Raw genomic sequence first — 23280 nt, 5'->3', positions numbered from 1 at the left:
TCTGTACGCCCGGGACGGCGCGGCCGGGCTTCACGGCCGGGGCCTCCGGGCAGATCTCCGGGGCGGCGCGTGCGGCCGATCTCGCGCGGTCGGCTCTCGGCGTGTACGGCGGGCGCGGGGCCGGCCGGTGCGGAGGCGGCGCGTCGATCGACCTCGCGGTCAGGCCTCGGCGTCGTTCGCGATGAGTTCGAACCAGACGGCCTTGCCGTCGGTCGTACGGGCACTGCCCCAGCAGCAGGACAGGAGTTCGAGCAGGTGCAGCCCTCGTCCCCGCTCCTCGTCGTCGCGTGCCCGGTGCACGCGGGGCAGGGAGGGGTCCGCGTCCTCGACCTCGCAGCGCAGCAGGCCGTCCTGGAAGGAGAGGGCGAACCCGATGGTTCCCCGCGAGTGGCGCAGCGCGTTGGTGACCAGCTCGCTGACGAGCAGCTCGGCGACCGTACTGTGCTCGTGCAGTCCCCAGTCCGCCAGGCAGGCGCGGGTCAGATGGCGTGCCTGGGGCACAGACGCCGACTCGGGTGCGAAGGAGCACGACGTCACCTGGCCGTACGGCGATCCGAGGAGAGCGTTCATGAGCGTTCACCTACGTGGTCGGCGGTTACCTCGATCGGGTGCGGTGCGCACGCGCGTCCGCCGCCGGAGACCTCGGGCCGCCGCGGAGCGGTTCGCCCGCGTGGCGTGTTCGGTCCCGATCCGGCGGGCACACGCGGCGAGATCATGCCGCCTGCCCCAAGGAGACGCGGTGCAGAGGCATGCCGTGGACGGGAGTGCTGCGACCGTCAGGCAGGAGCGCTCCGGTGTCGTCGAAGACCACCACGCCGTTGCAGAGCAGGCCCCACCCCTGCTCGGGGTGGAAGGCCACGAGAGCCGCGGCTTCGTGATCGGGTGCGCTTGCGAGTGGGCAGCGCGGCTGGTGCTGACACATGGCTCGTACCTTTTAATCTTTGCTGGTGGTTGTTGATTGAGCCTTTCCTGATGTGACCAGCATCTCCCAACGGCCATACGCACATAGCGGGATAAATACCCATATGTCTACCCATTTGCCCCGATAGGTAAAGAAACCGGGCGCTGGCGCAAAGAACGATCGGCAAGATCGAACGGGGCGGATACGGCGGTCCCGGCCCCGGTCGCGGCGATCCGGTAGATCTTTTTCCCGGACGGTTTACCATCGGAGATCATCCGGAGGCCCCCTGACGTCGTCTTTTGCCCGCATGTGTGACGTCGAGCGACTTGACGCGCCCTTTAGTATGTCGTGACCTGTCCTTGGGGCCGGGTAACCTCCCTCGTCACGGAAGACAACTGGCCAGTGGTGCCGCCGCACGCGTCCCTCCACACCCCCGGTGGGCTCGCGTGAACGCGCCGTCGCTCAACCTCGTCTCCCGGTGGCCAGGTCGCGAGGCGGAGCGACCATGCCCGCACGGCCGCCGGGGGTCCCCCGAAACCCTCAATGACACCTGAGATGCGCAAGTTCATCGAGCTGCTGGAGAGCCAGCTCGGATACTCCGAGAAGAACGGCGGCCACACCAAGTTCGGTGAGTGGTACGGCAAGAACGTCGAGTTCGACGCCGACTACACCGCCGCCCCCTGGTGTGACATGTACCTGTCGTGGGCGGCGGAGAAGCTCGGCTACCAGGAGTGGGTCGGCCAGTTCGCCTACACCGTCCACCACGCCCAGTGGTTCCGGCAGCAGGACGCCTGGGGCACCGTCCCCAAGCCCGGGGCCATCGTCTTCTTCGACTGGAGCGGCTCGAACAGGATCGACCACATCGACCACGTCGGGATCGTCACCGGGGTCGAGGGGGGCAGGATCCACACGATCGAGGGCAACATCGACGGTGGGATCGCCAAGCGCAAGGAGCGCGACACCGGCAAGGTCGTCGGCTACGGGTATCCGGAGAAGATCAAGGCCCGGCTGGACCGGGAGGCGACCGAGAAGCAGACGCTCGTCAAGCCCGCCGACGCGGCCGGGGACAACATGGTGGTGATCGGTCCAGGGCCCGGCCTGCTCGCCATGCTCCCCGCCCCCGTACCCGCGCGGGAGACCCGCACGCCCACCGGGCCGGGCACGGGTCCGGGCAGGCCCAAGGCCGCCCCCGGGCACGCCGCCGGGACGACGACCGGCAAAGCCGGGAAGGACGGCGAGCACGTCAGGGCCGCCTCGGGGAACGACGGCAGGACCGCGTCCGGGAAGAACCCCGCCGCGAGCGCCCCGCAGAGCGACCGGACGGCAGCGAAGGCGCCGGTCAAAACCCAGGCGCCGGCCTCCGCCGGCCGCACCTCGCCGGGCAAGCACGCCAAGGCCTCCACCGCCGACACCGGCGCGCTCGCCGTCACGCCCACCGCCACCGTCCGCGACCTCGCCACACCCGCCCCTGGGTTCGACACCCCCGCCGTACTCGCGCCGGTGCTGCTCGCCGCGGTCGCGATCCTCGCGCACGGCAAGGCCCGGCAGTCGCGGGTACGGCTCCTCGCACCCGCCTCGGCCCTCTCCCTCTCCCCCTCGGCCCGCAGGACCCCGGGCCGCCGCCGCGCCCCCGGCCGCCGCCGCATGCCCAGGAACGCCCCCGCCCGCGACCTCTCGCACGCGCCGGCCCCGGCCCGCGCCGCCGCGAACGTGCCCTTCCCCCCCGACCTCGTGGAGAGCCCTCTCTCCCCCGCGAGCGAGAACCTGTTCGCCGCACCCCACAGGCCCGGCCCCCGCGCCGCCGGGAACGCCCCCGCCCCGGTCCGGGGGTCCGTCACCCCCCGGGAGTTCGCCCCCGAGAGCACGTTCGCCCCGGCCGCGAGCACCGGGTTCCCCTCGGTCACCACCTCCGTCGCCCACGTCGAGGAGCCCGACGTGCCCGACCGTCGCGACGACCGCCCCCGCGCCCCCTACCGGGGCAGGCGTCGCCTGCACGAGCATGCCGTGGTGGAGTCGTCGACCTTGGTCCAGGACTCCCCGCCGCGCGGTCGCCGCCACCGCCGGGCCGACCCCGTGGCCACCACCGCCATCCCGGTCCTCCCCGTGCGTCCCGCCCGTCCCACCCGCCCTGCCGCGCCCGCCCGCTTCGCCTCGCCCGTCCGCCCGGTCACCGACCCGGGAGCGGCCGCTCCCGTCCCGGCGGCCCGGACAGGTCAGGGCGATCCGGCCGGCCCGGCCATCACGGCCCGCCCCGCCGCGCCACTCGCCGAACCGGGCGACATCCTGGTCCACAGCGGCTACCGGGGACGCCGCCGGGCGGAGGCGCTGGTCTAGCCGTACTCGGCCTCCGTGGTCGGTACAGCCGGCCGGCCCCTTGCGGGGGAGCCGTCCCGGCCTCGTCGGGGCGAGCGCGCTCAGCGCTGCTCGGGCGGGTGTCCCATGGTGCGGCGCAGCTGCTCCAGCTCCGCCTCCAGCCCGGCGATCCGGGTGTTGGCCCCCGGACCCCCCGGCCTTCCGGGACCCCCCGGGCCCCGCTGGGGCTGCGGCGGGCCGTAGGGCGAGTGCGGGTGGACCACCCGGGTGTCCTCGGGCGCGGCCGGGAGCGGGTAGGGCGCCCGCTGCTGGTACTGCTGCGGCGCACCGTACGGCTGTCCCTGCTGCCCGTGGTGCGGCGGGCCGTACTGGCCGCCGTGCGCCGGGTGGCCGGGCTGCGCGCCGTACGGAACGGGCGGGAACGAGGCCGGCCCCCTGGCACGGCGCCTGCCCCTGGCGACCGAGGCGATCGTACCGATCACGAACAGGGCGATCAGGCCGCCGCCACCCCACAGCAGCCACGGCAGGATCGGCGTGCCGCTCTCGTCCTTGCCGGCGGTGATGGCCTGCTGGGAGTCACTGATGTACTTGGCGACGTACGGGTGGTTCGGCTGCAGCGCCTGCGTCTCGCGGAACCTGGGCAGCGCGTCGGAGTACCGGTTCTGGAAGAACAGGTCGAGTGCCTCGTTGTAGGCCTTCGTCGTCGTCGACTCGGCCGGCTTGATGTTCTTCTCGTTCAGCTTCTCCTTGACGATGCTGACCGGCAGCACGAAGCTCTCGCCCTCGGTGGAGCCGCCGTCCTGCTGGATCAGGCCGCCGACGAGGATGCCGATGACCCTGCCGTCCCTGCTGAACACCGGACCGCCCGAGTTGCCCGGGTACGAGGGCGCCTGGGTCTGGATGTACGGCACCCCCTCGGGGGTCTGGCGGGCGGCGTTGTAGGGGCCCTCGGTGAACGCCGGATCGAGCTTGGACTCCAGGTTGAAGATCGAGGTCTGCGTCACCGTACCGGGGAATCCGCTGATGTAGAGGGTGTCGCCGACACGCACGTCGGAGTCCTCGCCCAGCGGCACGGTCGGCAGGTTGCTCTGCCCGTTGGCCTTGAGGATCGCGACGTCCTTGCCCGGGTAGACGGTGCCCTTGGCGACCAGCTCGATCGGCACCGTCTTGGTGGTCTTGTCGACACCACCGCCCGGCAGGCTCTGCAGCAGCGAGAGCGAGCTCTTGACGTTGCGGATCTTGATGTTGTCCGCGTTCCAGACCTGGAAGATCTTCGTCGCCGTCCTGAGGATCTCCTCGTCGGAGGCGATCTCACCGAGGTCGGCCACCAGGTCGGCGGCGTCCTTCTCGTTGATCTTCGTGAGGGCCTGGGCCGCGAAGGTCCGCGCCAGCTCGGTCTCCTCCTGGCCGACGCAGTGCGCCGCGGTGACCATGTAGCCGTCCGGCGTGACCCACCAGCCGGTGCACAGCCCGCCCGCCGTCGCCTCGACGACCCGCTCCCGCCCGCCGGGCGAGAAGTAGCGGCCCGGGTCCTTGGCCATCTGCTGGACGACCCAGCGGTAGATGCTGTTCTCGTCGGAGGAGATCTTGCCGCTCTGCACGGCGTTGACCCCCTGCTGGGTCAGGGTCCTGATCGCCTCCAGGTTCGCCTCGGGCGTCGGCACGGCCACGTCGGCCGTGTAGGACACCGAGGTCAGCTGGACGGCCGGATGCGTCCTGGCCGCCAGCCACGTCCCGACGGGGACGTCGACCTCCTTCGGCTTCGCCACCGCGGCGCCCGGCAGGGCCAGCGTGCTCGCCAGCACCAGGCCGGCGACGGCGCTGATTCTTCCCCACATCTTCGTACTCTCCCCAAACTCGCTTCCCGGGCGAGAGCATGGCGGAGGCCGCTTGGGGAGGACTTGGAAGCGACTGGGACACCGGCCGGCGTTCCCGGCGGCACGGGGCGGACGCCCGCTCCCGTCAGCCGCGGCCGGCGCCGACGAGTTCCCTGCGCGGCTCCTCCGGCCTCTCCGGCCTCTCCTCGTCCTCCTCGTGGCCCTCGACGGAGAGGTCGGGCAGGATGCGGTCCAGCCAGGCGGGGCACCACCAGTTGGCCCTGCCGAGCAGGGCCATGGTCGCCGGGACCAGCAGGCCCCGGATGATCGTGGCGTCCACCGCGATGGCCACCGCCAGGCCGACACCGAAGATCTTGACCATGGGATCGGGGTAGGCGACGAACGCGACGAAGACCGCGACCATGATCAGGGCGGCGGAGGTGATGACCCTGCCGGTCGACCCCAGCCCCTCGGCCACCGCCCTGCGGTTGTCGCCGTGCTTCAGGTACGCCTGCCGCACGGCGGTGAGCAGGAAGACCTCGTAGTCCATCGACAGGCCGAACAGGATCGCGAACAGCATCAGCGGGATGTAGCTGTCGATCGGCACCGTGAAGAACACCGTGCTCAGGTAGGAGCCGTCCGCGCTGACCGGCGGGTCCATGCCGACCAGGCGGCTGCCCAGTCCCAGGGAGAAGACCAGCGAGAGCGCGCCGAACGCGGCACCGAGGGAGACCAGGTTCATCAACGCGGCCTTGATCGCGACGACCGGCGAGCGGAACGCCAGGAGCAGCAGCAGCGCGCTCAGCAGGACCACGACGCCGACGACCAGGGGCGTACGCCCGGCGATCCTGTCACCGGCGTCGGCCATGCCGGCGACCTGCCCGCCCACGTGCACCTGGGCTCCCTCGACGTCGAGAGCGCGCACCGCCCTGACCACCTCGAGCGCCCGGGGGTCACCGGGGGCGTAGGCGGGGATCGCCTGCACCAGCGCCGCCGTACCGCTTCTGTTGAGGACCGGGTCGCCGACGTGGACCACTCCCTCGACGTCCGCGACGCGATCCTTCAGGTTCCGCAGCACGGCCGGGCTCGGCTCCCGGTCGACGACCCTGGTGTCCAGGTCCGCCACCACGACGAGCGGGCCGTTCATGCCGGGCCCGAACCCGGCCTGCAGGAGCTCGTAGGAGCGCCGCGTGTCGGTGCCGCGATCGGCGTAGCCGTTGTCGAGAGGGCCCAGCTTGAGGGCGAGCGCGGGTGCGGCCAGCGCGCCCAGGAGGGCGACGCTGAGCGCGAGCACGCTCCACGGCCGCCGGGCCACCCAGTTGCCCAGCGAGGCCCAGCCGGAGGAGCCGTGACTGCCCCGCCGCCCCGTGAACGGCAGGCGCAACGCGTTGACCCGGTGCCCGAGCAGACCGAGCAGCGCGGGGACCAGCGTGACCGAGGTGAACACCGCGCAGACGACCGAGATGCCGGTGATCCAGCCGAGCGTCTGCAGCAGGGGGAAGCCCGCGAGCATGAGCGCGCTGAGCGCGATGATCACGGTGCCCCCGGCGAACACCACCGCGCCGCCGGAGCTGGCGACCACCCGGCGGACCGCCTCGCGGACCGGCAGGCCGTCGGCCAGCAGCTTGCGGTGCCTGCTGAGCAGGAAGAGCGCGTAGTCGATGCCGACGCCGAGGCCGATCATCGTCGCCATGATCGACGCCTGCTTGGGCACGTCCACGACGTGGCCGAGCAGGCTCACCACGCCGAGCCCGGTCGCGATGCTGATCAACGCGGTGAAGATCGGGATCATCGCGGCGACCAGGGTGCCGAACGCGAGCAGCAGCACCAGCAGCGCGCAGAGCACGCCGATGATCTCGCTGGTCCCGGTCTTGATCTCCTTGTCCGCCGGGCTGCCCGAGGCGGCGGGCACCGCCTCGATGCCCGCCGCCCGTGCGGGTTCGGCCGCCTCGGAGAGGAGCCTGGTGGTCTCGGCCGGCTTGGCGGTGTCGTTCCCCTCCAGCTTGACCGCGATGATGCCGATCTCCAGGCTGGGGGCGAGGCCACCCACCTGGTAGGGGGATTTCACCTCCACCACGTGCGGCACCTCGCGGATCCGGTCCACGGCGCGCTCCACCGCGCGCTTCCTGTCCTCGGAGATGAGGGGGCCGTCGGGCGAGTAGAGGACGATCTGGGCCGAGCTCCCCGCCCCGTAGCCGGGACCGAAGCCGTCCTTCATCAGGTCGACGGCCCGCTGGGCGTCGGTGCCGGGAATGCTGACGTCGTTGCTGACCGGGCCGGGGAAGAACACCGATCCCGCTGTCAGCAGCGCCGCCGCGACCACCCACAGGGCCAGCACGGCCTTGCCGTGCCGCGCGCACCAGCTTCCCAGCCGCCCCAGCAAACCAGACATCGGTGACCGCCCCGCTTTAGAGTGTCAAACGCCCTGAAAAGCCGTACTGTACGCTCGTACAGAACCTACGGTATAAGAGTAGGGGGACAAATCCGGAAATGCTCTAGGCGGCGTGGGACTGAGACGATGACCACACTCGAGCACGGGCACGACACGCGGGAGCGGATCCTCGACGCCGCCCGCCAGCTGTTCGCCGAACGCGGCTACGCGGCGACCTCGCTCGCCGACATCGCCTCCGCCGTCGGCCTGACGAAGACGGCCGTCGCCTACCACTTCCATCCCAAGGACCGCCTGGCCACGGAGCTGATCGCACCCGCCGGCCAGGACATCGTGGCCCTGATCGAAGACGACTTCGACGACGACCGCGCCTTCGTCGAGGCCCTGGTGACCTTCACGGTCAGGCATCGGGCGATCATCCGGCTGATCATGGAGGACATCAGCGGCGCCGACGACGCGCCCCCCGGCTCCCCCGGCGAGGCCATCCGCGCCTTCCGCGACGCGATCTACCGCCGCCTGGCCGGACCCGACCCGGACCCCGCCCGCCGGATCTGGGCCTGGGCCGTACTCGGCTCGCTCCAGTCGGTGGTCAAGACGATCGAGCTTCCCGAGGAAGAGGTCAGGAAGACCCTCCTGGCCTTCGTCCTGGCCTCCTTCTGATTCCGAAGCACCCCTTCCCGGGGCTCCTCGCGTCCCGTCACCCCGGACGTCTCATCCGGAAGGGGCGGCCTCCCCGGGAACGGGTACCGGCGGGACCGTGGGATCGGGAGGCTCGGTGCTCTCCCCCGGCCCCGGCCCGGGTCCGGGTCCGCTCTGGCCCCCGACACCGACCGTGATCACGATCGTCGCACCGGGCCTGGCACAGGTGCCGGGCGCCATGCTCTGCGCCAGCACCACCCCGTCCTGGCCCGCGCCGGTGACCAGCCGCGCCCGCGTCCGTACGGCGAAGCCCGCCCCGCCGAGGGTGTTGGAGGCGTCGGTCGCGCTCTGACCGGCGACCGGTGGCACCGGGACACCGTGCCTGGAGACGACGAGCTCCACCGCGCTCCCCGGGGAGACGCGCCTGCCCGCGCCGGGGGTGCTGGCGAGCACCCGCCCGGCCGGCCGGTCGGAGCAACGCGTGCTGACCCCGCCGGCGACCAGCCCTGCCTGGGCCAGCGCCGCCTGGGCGGCTCTCCTGGCGAGGCCGACCAGCGTGGGCACCTGGGTACCACCGGAGACCCGCAGGTCGACCCTTCCCCTCTTCGGCAGCGCGGTCCCCGGCGCCGGGCTGCTCGCGAGCACCTCGCCGAGCGGCCGGTCGGAGTCGACCGCCCTGACGGCCCCGGTGACCAGCCCGGCCTGTTTGATCAGACGCGCCGCCTCGGAACGATCCAGCCCGACGAGCGCGGGCACGACCACCGTGGCGGCGGGGGGCGGCAGGGGAGAGGATTTGACGCCCTCCGCGCGCGGGGGCTTGGCCGGGACCGTCGGCGGGGCCGGGAGCGGTTTGATCGGAGCGCTCGCCCTGCCCTCGTGCGACGTGGTGTCGCCCTGGGAGGTGGACTCCACCGCCGGGACGACCGGCGGGACGGGCGCGCCGCCCGGCGCGACGCCGCTCAGCGCCGGGACCAGGACTCCCACCAGCACGGCCGCGCTGATCAGCAGCGCGCCGGAGACCGCGACCGAGGCCCTGGTGGCCGCCTGCCCGGGGTGGGTCCTGGGCTCGTCGAAGTCCTCGCCTCCGGCGGGGAACGCGCGCCCGCCGGGCGGCGCGCCCGCCGAGGACGCACCGCCCGATTCACCGGTCCCGCCGAGCCCGGCCCGCCAACCGGTCCCCGTCGCGCCTCGCCGGCCGGAAAGGCCCGTGGCACCGGACTGGGCGGAGAAAGCCGAAGGGCCGGAGGAGACCGGAGGGCCGGAGGCGTCAGGCCCGCCGGGCGCGGGCGGGAATCCCGGCACCGGCGAGAATCGGGACTCGATCACCGACCGGCCCCCGTCGTCACCGAGCAGCGCGAGCAGCAGTTCCCTGCTGGTGGGGCGGTTGCGGGGATTCTTGTCCAGGCAGTCGACCACCAGCGCGCCGAGCAGCCCGTCGAGACGGCCCAGTTGAGGGGCCGCGGTGAGGATCCGGTTCAGGACGGCCGCGATCGAGTCCTGCCCGAAGGGCGCGTGGGCGTTGGCGGCGAAGCACATCGTGGCGCCCCAGGCGAAGACGTCTGCCGCCGGGTTGATCTCGGCGCCCTCCACCTGCTCGGGCGCCATGTAGGCGGGGGTGCCCGCGCCGCGCCCGCTCTGGGTGGCCGCGGCGTCCAGCGCCCTGGCCAGCCCGAAGTCGATGACCCTCGGCCCGTCGGGACCGAGCAGCACGTTCTGCGGCTTGAAGTCGCGGTGCACGATCCCGGCCCGGTGGATGGCCGCCAGCGCGGTGGCCGTGCCGATGGCCAGGCGCTCCAGCCTGCCTCCCTCGCGGGGTCCGCTGACCGCGACCTCGCGGTGGAGCGACGGGCCGTCGACGTACTCGCTGACGATGTACGGGCGGTCGCCGTCCAGCCCGGCGCCGATCACCTGGGCCGTGCAGAACCGGGCCACCTGCTTCGCCAGCTCCACCTCGCGCAGGAAGACCTCGGGATCCTCCCCCACCGAACCGTGCAGAAGCTTGACCGCGTAGGGCTCGGAGCCGGTGTCGGGGCGCACCCCGACGTAGACCACCCCCTGCCCACCCTCTCCGAGACGCCCGATGATCTCGTACTCACCGAGCGCCGCCGGATCCCCCGTTTTGAGCGGCTGCGCATACGGCACGCGAGCCTCCCCTCGCCGCCACCCTTCTCACTCAAGAAGAAGCATCGCCGACAGTCAACGGGAATGAAGGTCTTGTCTTCCTCACCGTGACACTCATGTGATGCTCAGGTCAGGGCAAGACACAACACACCCCCGCGAATACGCGGCCGCCTTTTCTTCCGGCCCACCGTGCCGTTTTTCTCTTCGCCCTCCCTCCCCCACCCTTTTCCCATCTCCCGCACGGACCGCCCCCTTCTCCCGGCCCCTTCCCTCCGCCCCCGCCCCGCGCGGACCGTCCCCCCGCCTGGACGGGAACCGCGAGCCGACCCGGTAGCCTGGCGAGGTGCTTGAAGCGATCAAAGCCACCCGTTACGTGACGCCGCTGCGCGAGGGCGGCTCACTGCCCGGGATCATGGAGGCGGACGACCTCGGCACCCACGTCGTGAAGTTCCGCGGTGCCGGGCAGGGCCGCCGGGTCCTGGTCGCGGAGATCGTGTCCGCCGGGCTGGCCCGGCGCCTGGGATTCCGTACGCCCGAGCTGAAGGTGATCGACGTCGATCCGCAGCTCGGCGCCCGCGAGCCCGACGAGGAGATCCAGGACCTGCTCAAGGCCAGCGAGGGCAACAACCTGGCGGTCGACTTCCTGCCGGGCGCGCTGGGCTTCGAGCCACTGGCCTGGCCCCCCGAGGCCGGGTTCGCCTCCCGCCTGCTCTGGTTCGACGCGCTGATCCACAACGTCGACCGGAGCTGGCGCAACCCGAACCTGCTCCTGTGGCACGGCGACACCTGGCTGATCGACCACGGCGCGGCGCTCTGGTTCCACCACAACTGGCCCTCGGCCAACCCGTTGCGCGACTTCGACGCGAGCGACCACGTGATGGCGCCCTTCGCCACCCGGATGCCCGAGGCCGACGCCGAGTTCAGCGAGCTGATCACCAGGGACCTGCTCGACGGGGTGGTGGACGAGGTCCCCGACGAGTGGCTGGAGGACGAGCCGGGGTTCGACGGGGCGCAGGCCGTGCGGCAGGCGTACGTCGAGCACCTGCTGGCCCGCGCCCAGGGACCGCGCACCTGGCTGCCGCGGCCCTCGGGCCAGGAGCCCCGTCAGGACCAGGAGAGGAAGACCGGCTCGGTGGGCGCGTTCTGGAAGGACAACCGGTGAAGGACGTCTACGAGTACGCGGTCATCCGGGTCATCCCCCGCGTGGAGCGCGGCGAGCTGATCAACGCCGGCGTGCTGCTGTACTGCCAGTCCCGCGGCTACCTGTGCGCCCGGGTGGAGCTGGACGAGGCGCGCCTGCGCGCCCTCGACACCGAGGTGGACCTCGACGGGGTACGGCACGCGCTCGGCGCCTACCAGCGCTCCTGCGGCAGTGACTCGGGGCCCCTGACCGAGGAACCGCTGGGCAGCCGCTTCCGCTGGCTGACCGCTCCGCGCAGCACGATCGTGCAGACCGGCCCGGTCCACGCCGGCCTCACCGCGGACCCGGAGGCCGAGCTGGAGCACCTCGTGACCCGGCTGGTCCGCAGCCCCTGAGTCCCGGCCTCGCGAGAGATCTCAGAAGAGCACCGACATGAAGGTGCCGACCTCGACGAAACCGGCCCTGCGGTAGGCGGCCCTGGCGGGGGCGTTGTAGTCGTTGACGTACAGCGAGACCACCGGGGCGAAGTAGTCGAGCGCGTGCTTGATCACCGCGGCCATCCCCGCCACCGCGTGGCCGCGGCCGCGCATGTCGGGGTGGACCCAGACGCCCTGGATCTGGCAGGCGTGCGGCGTCACCGCGCCGATCTCGGCCTTGAAGACGACCTTGCCGCCCTCGATGCGGGCGTAGGACCTGCCGATCCTGATCAGCTCGGCGACCCTGGACCGGTAGAGGGCGCCGCCGTCCCCGAGTTCCGGGGAGACGCCCACCTCCTCGGTGAACATCGCCACGCAGGCCGGAAGCAGGATGTCGAACTCGTCGGGCCGGACGCGGCGCACCAGCGGGTCGGCGGGGACGGGCGACGGCTCGCCGATCACCATGACCGGCTGTGCCCAGCGGATCGCGCGGGCGGCCCCCCAGTACGGCTCCAGCCGCTCCCAGAGCACCTCCACGGCGTCCGCCGGGCCGACGATCGAGGAGCAGCGGCGGCCCTGCTTGCGCGCGCGATCGGCGAAGGCGTAGACGGCGTCCGTACCGGCGTTGACCGGAACCAGGTTCGCCCCGGCGTAACAGATGGAGGTCAGGCCGCCGCGCGGCCCGAACCCCCACATCTGGCCACCGAGCCTGGCCGGATTGAGCCCGACCGAACGGACCCTGGAGGCGACGAAGACATTGCCGACGGGGTCGGTGTCGAGAAGCGCCAGGACCTCGTCTCGATCGTTGTCGTCGAGCACGCGCGACGCCGTTGTGCGCAGCATCACGTGCTCAGCCTACGCGACCCCCTCGAATTTGGCAGGAACCAACACAGAGCCTCTCATCTACCTGCTTTGGTCACCTCGTCCTGCCGTGTGCCCGGTGGGCACGCGGACGGTCGCGGGGGCGACCACCGGTACGGGCGCGGGGATTCCGGGGCACCGGGCGTCAGGTGCGCCGGAGCCCTGTCGGCCGCCGGGAAGGGTGCCCTCCCTGAGGTAGGCGGCCAGGCGACGGTCGACGCAGGCGTTCCCGTTGAGCGCGACCCCGTGGTTGCCGCCCGGCACGGCCAGCAGCCGGGAGCGGTGGAACATGGCGCGCATCCGCACCGCCCCGGCGTACGGGGTGGCGGCGTCGCGCTCGCCCTGGATCAGCAGGATCGGCGGCAGCCCGGCGTTGTCACGGATCTGCACGGGACTGCCCGCCGGCTGCGGCCAGAACGCGCACGGCGCGTTGTACCAGGCGTTGGGCCAGGTGAGGAAGGGCGCCTTGGCGTTGGCCTTGGTCATGTCGGCCCGCCAGCGCGCCCAGTCGCGCGGCCAGGCGGCGTCGCGGCACTGCACCGCGAGGTAGACCGCGTAGCTGTTCTCGTCCTTGGCGTCGTTCACCGCGTGCTTGCGGTAGGTGTTGACCAGGGGGGTCGCCTCGCCCTTCTTGACGTAGGCGGAGAAGGCCTTGGCCAGCTGCGGCCAGACGGCGTCGGAGTAACCGCCCAGGGTGTAGACGTCGTCGAGCTCGCTCGGGCCGACCACCCCTCCGGCCGGGCGGTCGCCCAGCCGGTCCCGCATGGCGTTCCAGGCGAAGGAGACCGCCCTCTCGGTGGCGCCGAGCCGGTAGACCGGGTTGTGGCGGGCGATCCACTTCAGGAAGTCCTCGTGCCTGTCCTGGAAGGCGATGCTCTGGTCGAGGTTCGAGCGGTACCAGATGCCGCGCGGGTCGACCACGCTGTCCAGGACGAGCCGCTTGAGCCGGTCGGGGAAGAGCGTCGCGTAGACCGCGCCCAGGTAGGTCCCGTACGAGTAACCCAGAAAGCTGATCTTCGACTCGCCGAGCGCGGCCCTGATCACGTCCATGTCCCTGGCGGAGTTCTCGGTGGTCATGTGCGGCAGCATCCAGCTCCACCGCTCGCCGCACGCCTGGGCGTACTTGCGGGCCCGGGCGATCAGCACGCTCTCGTCGCGCCTGGTGACCGGCACCTGGTCGGGACGGGGCGCCTCGTAATACTTCTTGGGGTCGACGCACCTCAGCGCGGGCTCGCTCGCCCCCACTCCGCGCGGGTCGAAGCCGATCACGTCGAACCGGTCGGCCAGGCCTTCGGGAAGCCCCGCCGCGACGCCCCTGACCAGGTCCCGGCCCGACGCCCCGGGACCACCCGGGTTGACCAGCAGCGCGCCGAGACGGTCGTGGGTGGCCTTCCCCCTGATCCGGTTCAGGGCGATGCCGATGGTCTGCTGCGGGTTGGCGTAATCAAGCGGCACCCTCACGGTGGCGCACTCCATCGGGTTGTCCACCCGTCCGGCGGGAGCGGGCACCGCCCCGGTCACCGGGGCCGCTCCCTCGCAGGGCCCCCAGACCAGCCCCTGTCTCTCCTGGGCCACCGCCCCCTGCGGCACCCCCACCGCCGCGGCCAGCATCGCGATGCTCGCGGCGATCCCGACGACCCTCTTCTTCACTGTGTGATCCCCCTACTCGTACGGCAGAGGCGATGGTCTCCCGGGGGCGGCGCGATCATCCGGAACACAGCCGGATGCCTGGCAAAGTGTAGTCAGATGATTGCTAAGTGTAATGACACGAGGTCCGGGCGGAGGTCCCGCGCGGGGGCGTCCCGGAAAGACCGGTCCACCCCGGTACGGGTCACGCGCGGGGGTCTCACGAAAGGCCCGTTCCACCCCGGTACGGATCCGTGGAGGAGAAGCCGCCACACGGAGCCGCCCGCGCCCCGGCGCGATCCCGGGGGCGGGCGGAAATCCCTCCGGCCGGGCGGCCGGAGGGACCAGAGGATCGAGCGGCCGGGCGAGCGGTCAGCCGACGACGACCTGGGGACCCGGGGCGTCGTCGTCGAGGTCGACCTCCACGCCCATCTCCTCGGCGAGGCGCAGGGCCTCCTCGATCAGGGTCTCCACGATCTGCGACTCGGGGACGGTCTTGATGACCTCGCCCTTGACGAAGATCTGGCCCTTGCCGTTGCCGCTCGCGACGCCGAGGTCGGCCTCGCGGGCCTCGCCGGGGCCGTTGACGACGCACCCCATCACCGCGACGCGCAGCGGGACCTTCAGCCCCTCGAGCCCCGCCTGGACCTGCTCGGCCAGGGTGTAGACGTCGACCTGGGCGCGCCCGCAGGAGGGGCAGGAGACGATCTCCAGGCCGCGCTCGCGCAGGTTGAGCGACTCCAGGATCTGGTTGCCGACCTTGACCTCCTCGACCGGAGGAGCCGACAGCGACACGCGGATGGTGTCGCCGATGCCCTCGGCGAGCAGGGCGCCGAACGCGACCGCGGACTTGATCGTGCCCTGGAAGGCCGGGCCCGCCTCGGTGACGCCGAGGTGCAGCGGGTAGTCGCACCGGGCGGCGAGCAGGCGGTAGGCCTGGACCATCACGACCGGGTCGTTGTGCTTGACGGAGATCTTGATGTCGCGAAAGCCGTGCTCCTCGAACAGCGAGCACTCCCACAGCGCCGACTCCACCAGCGCCTCGGGGGTGGCCTTGCCGTACTTCTGCAGCAGCCGGGGGTCGAGCGAGCCGGCGTTGACGCCGATCCGGATCGGCACGCCGCGCTCGCCGGCCGCCCGCGCGATCTCACCGACCTTGTCGTCGAATTTCTTGATGTTGCCGGGATTGACCCGGACCGCCGCGCAGCCCGCCTCGATCGCGGCGAAGACGTACTTCGGCTGGAAGTGGATGTCGGCGATCACCGGGATCTGCGACTTCCTGGCGATGATCGGCAGCGCGTCGGCGTCGTCCTGGGAGGGGACGGCGACCCTGACGATCTGGCAGCCCGAGGCGGTCAGCTCGGCGATCTGCTGGAGCGTCGCGTTGACGTCGGCGGTGACCGTGGTGGTCATCGACTGGACGGAGACCGGTGCGTCCCCGCCCACGGGGACGGAGCCGACCATGATTTGACGGGATATGCGTCGCTCGGCGATCGGCCTGGTCCTTACGGACGGGATTCCGAGAGCAACAGAAGTCATTTTCAGCCCTTGAAGAGTCGACGACACTCATCAGTCTAGGCAGTCCCAGTGAGCTCGCGTGCCCGTATCCGCGCCCAGGAGTCGGCGTCGAGGACCTCGGCCACCGAACCGGCCTCGGTCACGGTGTGCTCGGAGACCACCGCCGCCACGGTGTCGACGATGCCGGGGAACGGCAGGCGCCCGGCCATGAAGGCCTCGACACAGACCTCGTTGGCGGCGTTGTAGACGGCCGGGGCCGTGCCGCCGGCCTCGCCGACCCGCCGGGCCAGCGCGACGGCGGGGAAGGCCTCGTCGTCGAGCGGCTCGAACGTCCAGGTGTGGGCGGTGGTCCAGTCGACCGCGGGGGAGGCGTCGGCGACCCGCTCGGGCCAGCCGAGGGCGAGCGCGATGGGCAGGCGCATGTCCGGCGGGCTCGCCTGGGCGATGGTCGAGCCGTCGACGAACTCCACCATCGAGTGGATGACCGACTGCGGGTGGACGACGACCTCGATGCGGTCGAAGCCGATGTCGAAGAGCAGATGGGCCTCGATGACCTCGAGTCCCTTGTTGACGAGTGTGGCGGAATTCACCGTGATGACCGGCCCCATCGACCAGGTGGGATGGGCGAGGGCCTGCTCGGGGGTGACGTCCGCGAGGTCCGCGCGCGACCTGCCGCGAAAGGGCCCGCCGCTCGCGGTGACGACCAGGCGGCGCACGGCGGAGGCGTCGGGGCCGGTGGGCCCCGCGGCCCACAGGCACTGGGCCAGCGCGGCGTGCTCGGAGTCGACCGGGATCAGCTGGCCGGGTTTGGCCAGGCGCTTCACCAGCGGCCCGCCGACGATCAGCGACTCCTTGTTGGCGAGTGCGAGCACCCGGCCGGCCTCCAGCGCGGCCAGCGTGGAGGTCAGCCCCAGCGCTCCGGTGATGCCGTTGAGGACGACGTCGGCGGGCCAGGCGGCGGCCTCCGCCACCCCCTCGGGCCCGGCCAGCACGCGCGCGCCCACCCCGTACGCGGTCAGGGCCTCGCGCAACTCCGGCACGGCGGAGGGATCGGCGACGGCGACCACGTCGGGCCGGAACTCGGCCGCCTGCCTGGCGAGCAGGTCGATCCGGCCGCCGTAGGCGGCCAGCGCGGCCACCCGGAACCTGCCGGGGTTGCGGGCGATGACGTCGAGGGACTGGGTCCCGATGGACCCGGTCGAGCCGAGCAGGACGACGGAACGAACGGTGTCTGGCTGCACCGCCCCATTCTCCCGGCTCGGACCGCGCTGTCGAATCGGCCGTACCGGGCCGTACCACTCGTGATCGGACTGGATCATGGCGAAAATCTGTTAGGCGTGGAACACAGGATAAAAGTCAGTATTTAAGTCCGAATTTCGTCATATCAATAGTTGTAAAGCCTGAGAAATGCGTACGTACGGCGCACTAGCTTCCCGGAACAGCAACAGGCCCTCGGGAGGTACATATGCGGCGCAAGGCACGGCTCGTCCCTATTCTCACCGCCATCGCGGGAAGCACCCTGCTCTCCACGACGATCGCGCACGGCGCCACGGCGGACGCCGGCGCGAGCGCCACAGCGGGCACGGCGGGCACAGCGGGCACGGCGGGCACAGCGGGCGCGAGCGGCGGCGTCACCTCGGCACGGGCCGTTCCCCAGCCTGTCGAGAAGGAGGCGGCCGACACCAGGAAGGAACAGCAGACCGTCCAGCGCTACTGGACCGAGGCGAAGATGGAGGCGGCCCGGCCGCTCGCCGCCCTCGTCCCCGAGAAGGACGGCGCCCGGCTCACCGCCGGGGCGATCGCGGCCCAGGCCGCGGCCGATCCCGTCTCCGTCCCCGCGACCGAGCCCGGCGGCGACCCCGTCACGGCCACCAGGGGCTCGGCGGCCGTCCGGGCCTCCACCGGCGCGGCGTGGACCCGCGGCGGGGCGATCGTCAAGACCGCCGGACGCGTGTTCTTCACCTATCAGGGCCGCAACGCCTCGTGCTCGGCGAACGCGGTGACCAGCGAGAACAAGAGCACCGTGATCACGGCGGGGCACTGCGTGCGGATGGGCGGCGCCTTCCACGGCAACTGGGTGTTCGTGCCGGGGTACGACAACGGCGACCGGCCGCACGGCACCTGGGTGGCGACCACCCTCTACACCACCCCCCAGTGGAACAACAGCGAGGACGTCAACTACGACGTGGCCTCGGCCGTGGTGGCCCCGCTGAACGGAAGGTCGCTGACCGACGTGGTCGGCGGCCAGGGCGTCTCCTTCAACCAGGCGCGCCGCCGGCAGATGCACTCCTTCGGCTACCCGGCGGCCGCACCGTACAACGGTTCCAGGCTGATCTACTGCGCCGGCCGGGCGTTCGACGACTTCCTGATGTCCCGCGACATCGGGCTGAACTGCAACATGACCGGCGGGTCGAGCGGCGGGCCCTGGTTCCTCGACTTCAACGAGAGCACCGGCCTGGGCACCCTCAACTCGGTGAACAGCTTCAAGTACGCCTTCGCCACCGGCTGGATGTTCGGCCCCTACTTCGGGACCGAGGCGCAGGCCGTCTACGAGGCCGCCCAGACCACCGGCGCCCCCTGATATTCACCAGAAGTAATCACAAGAACACCCCTCGTAGTGCAAACTCGGGTTTCATGACCTCAAGCCTCCCCCTGCTTGCGGCCGCCCCGCTCGTCGCCGGGTTGCTGAGCGCCCCGACGACCGGCGCGACGGCCACCTGGCAGACGGCCACCGCGTCCGGGCAGCGGGCCGTGAAGACCCTCGTCACATCTCTCACCCAGACAACAGGCGCGGCGTCCGGCATGCCGGACGTCGTCGGGCACGCGACCGCTCTCACCGCGTCGGAGCGGGAGCGCGTGCTCGGTTACTGGACCCCCCGCCGGATGGCCTCGGCGCTCCCCGTCGACCGGCTCGCCAAGGTCACCGGGATGCTCGGGCGGCTCTCCGCCGCCGGGCGGGGGGTCGCCCCCCGCCGGAGCCCGCACGGCGCCGCGTCCCGCACCGCGGGCGCCCGCTGGACCTCCGGCGGGGCGGTGGGGCGCACCACGGGGCGGGTGTTCCTCACCATCAAGGGCAGCGACTTCGTGTGCTCGGCCAGCTCGGTCAAGAGCGCCAACAAGGACCTGGTGGTGACCGCCGGCCACTGCGTCAAGGACGGCACCGGCGCCTGGGCCGACAACTGGACCTTCGTCCCCGGCTACAGCCAGGGCCGCCGCCCGTACGGGCAGTACACCGCGCGCCGCATGTTCGTCGCGGGCCCCTGGTCGCGCGAGGGCGACGACAGCCACGACATCGGCATGGTGGCGGTCGGCACCAGCGGCGGCAAGCACCTCGGCGACGCCGTCGGCGGCCAGGACATCGCCTTCGGCGCCCCCCGCGGACGCCTCGCCAGCGGTTTCGGCTTCCCCGCCGACTCGCCCTACGACGGCGAGCACCTGGTCTACTGCGCGGGCCCGCTGCGCGACGACCCGAACGGGCAGACCGGCGACCAGGGCATGCGCTGCGACATGACCGCCGGATCCAGCGGAGGCCCGTGGCTGAGCGGTTTCGACGCCTCCACCGGCCGCGGCACGATCGTCTCGGTCAGCAGCTTCAAGTACAGCGACGACCGCCACACCATGTACGGCCCCTACTTCGGCGCCTCCGCCAAGACCCTCTACGCCACCGCCTCCGCGTCGTGACCCCGGCGCGGAGGCGGCGCTGAGGCGCGGCCGGTTCTAAAGGGTCAGGCCCGTGAGCACCATGACCTTCTCGTAGGTGAAGTCGGCGATGGCCGAGCGGAGGCCCTCGCGGCCGACCCCCGAGTCCTTCACCCCTCCGTAGGGCATCTGGTCGGCACGGTACGACGGCACGTCACCGATGATCACGCCGCCGACCTCGAGCTCCCGGTTCGCCCGGAAGGCGTTGTCGAGGCTGCGGGTGAACACCCCGGCCTGCAGCCCGTACCTGGAGTCGTTGACCGCGGCGAACGCCTCGTCCACCCCGGACACCTTCTGGACGACCATCACGGGGCCGAAGACCTCCTCGCGGGAGACCTCGGCGTCGGCCGGCGCGTCGGCGAGCACGGTCGGCGCGAAGGTGGCGCCGTCGCGGGTGCCGCCGGTCAGCAGGCGGGCCCCCGCCGAGACGGCCTCGCCGACCCATCGCTCCACGCGATCGGCGGCCTCGGCCGACACGAGCGGGCCGACCTGCGTCTTCTCGTCCGCGGGGTCACCGGTGACCAGGGCCTCGACGGCCGGGACGAGCCGGGACACGAAGTCGTCGTGGACCGACTCCTCGACGATCACGCGCTGGACGGCGATGCAGCTCTGACCGGCCTGGTAGTTGGAGAACAGCGCGATCCGCGAGGCGGCCCAGTCGAGGTCGGCGTCGGCGAGCACGACCGCGGCGGCGTTGCCGCCCAGTTCCAGGGTCACGTGCTTGCGCGGGACCCGATCGATGATCGCGTACCCCACGGGGGCCGAACCCGTGAAGGAGACGACCGGCAGGCGCGGGTCCTCGACCAGCGCGGCGGCGCGGTCGTTGGACACCGGGAGCACGGAGAACATGCCCTCGGGCAGGTCGGTCTCGGCCAGGATCTCGCCCAGGACCAGCGCGGAGACCGGCGTCGCGGGGGCGGGCTTGAGGACGATCGGGGCCCCGGCGGCGATGGCGGGGGCCACCTTGTGCGCCACCAGGTTGAGCGGGAAGTTGAACGGGCTGATGCCCAGGATCGGGCCGTACGGGACGCGCGAGACGTAGGCGAGGCGGCCGGCGGAGGCGGCCTCGGTGTCCAGGCGCACGGTCTCTCCGCCGAGGCGGCGGGCCTCCTCGGCCGCGAACCTGAAGGTGGAGACCGCGCGGGCGACCTCGCCGCGGGCCCAGAAGATCGGCTTGCCGTTCTCGGCGGTGATCAGGGCGGCGATCTCGTCGGCCCGCTCGGCCAGGCGGCGCGAGACGTGCGCGAGAGCCTCGGCCCGCACGTGGATCGGGAGCGCGGCCGCCTGTTTGCGCACGGCCGCCGCCGCGGCGACGGCCTCCTCGACCTGGCCGTCGGTCGGCACGGAGCAGACGGCGACGACGCGGCCGTCATGCGGGTTGGTCACGGTGAGCTCGGCCTCGCCCGTGGCGGGGCGTCCGGCGAGCCAGAAGGGGCGCACGTCCATGTTTCGACGCTATGTCACCGGCGCGGAAGCGGCCTTACTCCACTCCGCACAACAGTCCCGGGACGGCACACCGTTCCGCATAAAATCCGCCCCCAACCCCTGTAACGAAAACAGGGGTATTCGGGGATATTCCTTACAGGTACCGGTTTGAATGATCCCGAGCGTGGCTAGGTCACCGGATGCACGATGAGAGCGGAAGGGCGTGGGCGCATGACCTCCTCGGCGCCGCGCGGCCTTCAGGGTGCCTATCTGATCGGTGAACGGGCGTCCCAGGACCAGCTTCGCGCCAGGCTGCTCGACGTCGCCAGCCAGTTGCTGGTCACCGTCGGGCCGGAGAGCCTGTCGATGCGCCGCATCGCCACCGAGGCGGGATGCTCGACGACCGTCATCTACACCATGTTCGGCAGCAAGGAAGGCCTGGCCGAGGCTTTGTACCTGGAGGGCTTCGAGCGCTTCCGGCGCCGCCTGGAGGCCGTCCCCTCGCGCAAGGACGCGCTGGAGCACCTCATCGCCCTGGGCCCCGCCTACCGGGAGGCCGCGCTGGACGAGCCCGGCTACTACGCCCTGATGTTCGAGCGCGCGATCCCCGGCTTCGTGCCGAGTGAGCGGGCCAGGACCCTCGCCCGCGCGGCGCTGAACATCGTCGACCGGGTGATCGCCGACTGCATCGCGGCCGGATACATCGTCCCCACCCAGCCCAGGAAGATCGCCGACGCCGTGTGGGCCGCCGCCCAGGGCGCGATCAGCTTGGAACGTGCCGGGCACCTGCGCGACGGCGACACCTACGACACGGTCACCTACGCCGTCATCTCCCGCTACCTGGTCGTCGACCGCCGCCGCTCCTGACGGCGCCCTCCGGACGGGCCCGCCGGTCACCCCCTCCCGGGGACTCGGGCCGGAGACCCGGGCGCGCTCGTCACCTGGCGACGGCCAGGGCGACCCAGAGCTCGGCGCGGACCGCGGGATCCTCGAGGTCGCGGCCGACCAGCTCCGCGACCCGGCGCATGCGGTAGCGCAGGGTGTGGCGGTGCACCCCGAGCCGCTGCGCCGCCGCGTCCCAGTGGCCGTTGCAGTCCAGGTAGGCGCGCAGGGACCCCAGCAGGTCCGCGCGCGAGCCGTACGCCCTGAGGGGGGCGAGCAGCGCCGAGGAGAACGCCTCCGCCACGCCGGGGTCGAGCAGGGAGAGCAGTCCCTGACCCGCCAGGTCGGCGAAGCGCACCACCCGCGTGGTGCCGCGCCCGGCCGCGGCGAGCGCCCGGTCGGCCTGGTCGAGCCCCGCGCGCAGGTCGCCGAGACCCACCGGATCGCCGACGCCGACGAGGCCGTGCTCGCCGAGCGCCGCGGCCACGGCACCGGCCCGCGAGGCCGGGACCAGCAGGACCACCCTGTCACCGTCGGCGTCACCGTCGGCCGCCGCGAACTCGCTCCCCGCGGCCTCCAGCAGCGCCTCCGGCTCGCCGGCGCAGGCGACCACCACCAGCGGCCCGTCGTCGAGCCGCTCCCCCAGCCGTTCCAGCGTCTCGCGCCCGGCGTCCGCCTGCCCGGCCAGCAGCAGCCGCAGCACCGCGGAGCGGACCCGGCGCTCGGCGGCCAGGTGCTCCCCGCCGTGCTCGACGGCGAGCGTCAGCAGGGACGCGGCGGCGTTGACCACGGTGTGCGCGACCGGGGTGAAGGACCGGCCGATGCCGACGGCGAGGAATCCCCTGACGCGGCGGGCCCCGAGGGGCCGCACGATGACGTGCTCCTCGGGCGAGGAGAGTGCCACGCTCGCGGGAGCGCCCCGGCTCGTGATCCTTCTCAGCCGCTCCAGCTCGGGGCCGAGGTCTCCGGCGGCCGCCGCGCCCTTACCCGCCAGGTGCCGTACGGTCCCCGCCTCGTCGAGCAGGATCGCCCAGCCGCCCAGCTCGCGGGCCAGGCGGTCGATCACCGCGCGCGGGCCCTCCGGGCGCAGCGCGGCGCGGGTGAGGCGGCCCTGGGCGGCGAAGGCGTTGCTGAGCTCGTCGTACTGCTCGGCGGCGATCAGCTCGCTGACCGTCTTGCCGACGGCGACGAACGGGGTGTCGCGCGGCACCTCGACCAGCGGCAGCCCGGCCCGCGCGGCGGCCTCGACCAGCGCCTCGGGGATCGTCTCGTGTCCGAGCCCGACGCCGAACCCGAGCCCGGCGACCCCCCTGGCGACCAGGCGCTCGACGTAGGGACCGGCGTTGCCGGCGTCCAGGCGCATGCCCGTGGTGAGGACGAGCTCGCCGCCCTCCAGGAACGGGGTGGGGTCCTCCAGCTCGCTGACCGCCACCCAGCGCACCGGCCGGTCGAGCGCCTCCCGCCCGGCGAGCACGACGAGCCCGAGCGGCAGCCGTCGTACGACGGTGTTCAGCGTCGGCGCCACCACCACC

At 72.3% G+C, this 23280-nt stretch carries 18 protein-coding genes; 7 read left to right on the top strand and 11 right to left on the bottom strand.

The features are described from left to right. Positions 1-159 precede the first annotated feature (159 nt). Entirely contained in the window at positions 160-570 is a 411-nt protein-coding gene (locus ACVCAG_RS07255) for an ATP-binding protein (protein WP_440082933.1), read from the bottom strand. A gap of 142 nt (positions 571-712) precedes the next feature. Continuing rightward, complete coding sequence (locus ACVCAG_RS07250; protein ID WP_350972900.1) at positions 713-922, bottom strand: DUF5999 family protein; 210 nt, start codon at positions 920-922, stop codon at positions 713-715. 534 nt (positions 923-1456) lie between these two features. On the opposite strand from ACVCAG_RS07250, the gene ACVCAG_RS07245 reads away from it, so the two are divergent. Continuing rightward, complete coding sequence (locus ACVCAG_RS07245; protein ID WP_440082932.1) at positions 1457-3235, top strand: CHAP domain-containing protein; 1779 nt, start codon at positions 1457-1459, stop codon at positions 3233-3235. An 80-nt stretch (positions 3236-3315) separates the two neighbouring features. Here ACVCAG_RS07245 and ACVCAG_RS07240 read toward each other — a convergent pair whose 3' ends face one another. After that, the gene (locus ACVCAG_RS07240; RefSeq protein WP_440082931.1) at positions 3316-5052 is read right to left on the bottom strand and encodes a trypsin-like peptidase domain-containing protein; all 1737 of its coding nucleotides are present in this window, start codon (positions 5050-5052) and stop codon (positions 3316-3318) included. A gap of 124 nt (positions 5053-5176) precedes the next feature. After that, on the bottom strand, positions 5177-7423 hold the full coding sequence (locus ACVCAG_RS07235; RefSeq protein WP_440082930.1) for an MMPL family transporter: 2247 nt from the start codon (positions 7421-7423) through the stop codon (positions 5177-5179). Between the two features lie 126 nt (positions 7424-7549). On the opposite strand from ACVCAG_RS07235, the gene ACVCAG_RS07230 reads away from it, so the two are divergent. Beyond that, a complete protein-coding gene (locus ACVCAG_RS07230; RefSeq protein WP_440082929.1) occupies positions 7550-8080 on the top strand; it encodes a TetR family transcriptional regulator in 531 nt (176 codons plus the stop codon). 51 nt (positions 8081-8131) lie between these two features. Here the strand turns inward: ACVCAG_RS07230 and ACVCAG_RS07225 are convergent, their stop codons facing one another. Beyond that, positions 8132-10201: a protein kinase domain-containing protein gene (locus tag ACVCAG_RS07225; protein ID WP_440082928.1), complete on the bottom strand. Its 2070-nt coding sequence runs from the start codon at positions 10199-10201 to the stop codon at positions 8132-8134. Positions 10202-10523: 322 nt separating this feature from the next. On the opposite strand from ACVCAG_RS07225, the gene ACVCAG_RS07220 reads away from it, so the two are divergent. Together ACVCAG_RS07220 and ACVCAG_RS07215 are read left to right on the top strand one after the other, a co-directional pair. Next, complete coding sequence (locus tag ACVCAG_RS07220) at positions 10524-11342, top strand: HipA family kinase (protein WP_440082927.1); 819 nt, start codon at positions 10524-10526, stop codon at positions 11340-11342. Then, positions 11339-11716, top strand: a complete 378-nt coding sequence (locus ACVCAG_RS07215) for a DUF3037 domain-containing protein (protein WP_440082926.1) — start codon at positions 11339-11341, stop codon at positions 11714-11716. The genes ACVCAG_RS07220 and ACVCAG_RS07215 overlap by 4 nt, the downstream gene beginning before the upstream one ends. A gap of 21 nt (positions 11717-11737) precedes the next feature. On the opposite strand, the gene ACVCAG_RS07210 is transcribed toward ACVCAG_RS07215, so the two are convergent. The 4 genes from ACVCAG_RS07210 to dxr all read right to left on the bottom strand — a co-directional run bounded on the left by ACVCAG_RS07210 (position 11738) and on the right by dxr (position 16983). Then, on the bottom strand, positions 11738-12580 hold the full coding sequence (locus ACVCAG_RS07210; protein ID WP_440071148.1) for a GNAT family N-acetyltransferase: 843 nt from the start codon (positions 12578-12580) through the stop codon (positions 11738-11740). Between the two features lie 60 nt (positions 12581-12640). Further along, on the bottom strand, positions 12641-14248 hold the full coding sequence (locus ACVCAG_RS07205; RefSeq protein WP_440082925.1) for an alpha/beta fold hydrolase: 1608 nt from the start codon (positions 14246-14248) through the stop codon (positions 12641-12643). 348 nt (positions 14249-14596) lie between these two features. Beyond that, the gene (gene ispG / locus ACVCAG_RS07200; protein ID WP_440082924.1) at positions 14597-15763 is read right to left on the bottom strand and encodes a flavodoxin-dependent (E)-4-hydroxy-3-methylbut-2-enyl-diphosphate synthase; all 1167 of its coding nucleotides are present in this window, start codon (positions 15761-15763) and stop codon (positions 14597-14599) included. A 35-nt stretch (positions 15764-15798) separates the two neighbouring features. Further along, a complete protein-coding gene (dxr, locus tag ACVCAG_RS07195) occupies positions 15799-16983 on the bottom strand; it encodes a 1-deoxy-D-xylulose-5-phosphate reductoisomerase (RefSeq protein WP_440082923.1) in 1185 nt (394 codons plus the stop codon). Between the two features lie 224 nt (positions 16984-17207). Between dxr and ACVCAG_RS07190 the strand changes: the two genes are divergently transcribed. Both ACVCAG_RS07190 and ACVCAG_RS07185 read left to right on the top strand, forming a co-directional pair. Continuing rightward, the gene (locus tag ACVCAG_RS07190; RefSeq protein WP_440082922.1) at positions 17208-18323 is read left to right on the top strand and encodes a trypsin-like serine peptidase; all 1116 of its coding nucleotides are present in this window, start codon (positions 17208-17210) and stop codon (positions 18321-18323) included. Positions 18324-18376: 53 nt separating this feature from the next. After that, positions 18377-19423, top strand: coding sequence for a trypsin-like serine peptidase (locus ACVCAG_RS07185; protein ID WP_440082921.1), 1047 nt, complete (start codon positions 18377-18379; stop codon positions 19421-19423). A gap of 36 nt (positions 19424-19459) precedes the next feature. Here the strand turns inward: ACVCAG_RS07185 and ACVCAG_RS07180 are convergent, their stop codons facing one another. After that, positions 19460-20887 (bottom strand): aldehyde dehydrogenase family protein, encoded by a 1428-nt coding sequence (locus ACVCAG_RS07180; RefSeq protein WP_440082920.1) that lies wholly within the window; start codon positions 20885-20887, stop codon positions 19460-19462. A gap of 210 nt (positions 20888-21097) precedes the next feature. Here ACVCAG_RS07180 and ACVCAG_RS07175 point away from each other — a divergent pair, with 210 nt between their 5' ends. Further along, positions 21098-21733, top strand: a complete 636-nt coding sequence (locus tag ACVCAG_RS07175; RefSeq protein WP_440082919.1) for a WHG domain-containing protein — start codon at positions 21098-21100, stop codon at positions 21731-21733. A 70-nt stretch (positions 21734-21803) separates the two neighbouring features. Here ACVCAG_RS07175 and ACVCAG_RS07170 read toward each other — a convergent pair whose 3' ends face one another. Then, positions 21804-23279 (bottom strand): PucR family transcriptional regulator ligand-binding domain-containing protein, encoded by a 1476-nt coding sequence (locus ACVCAG_RS07170; RefSeq protein WP_440082918.1) that lies wholly within the window; start codon positions 23277-23279, stop codon positions 21804-21806. Between the last annotated feature and the right edge of the window lies 1 nt (position 23280).

Source organism: Streptosporangium sp. G12 (assembly GCF_052983175.1).
The sequence above is the reverse complement of the archived record's forward strand: the minus strand, read 5'-3'. Positions and strand labels throughout refer to the sequence as shown.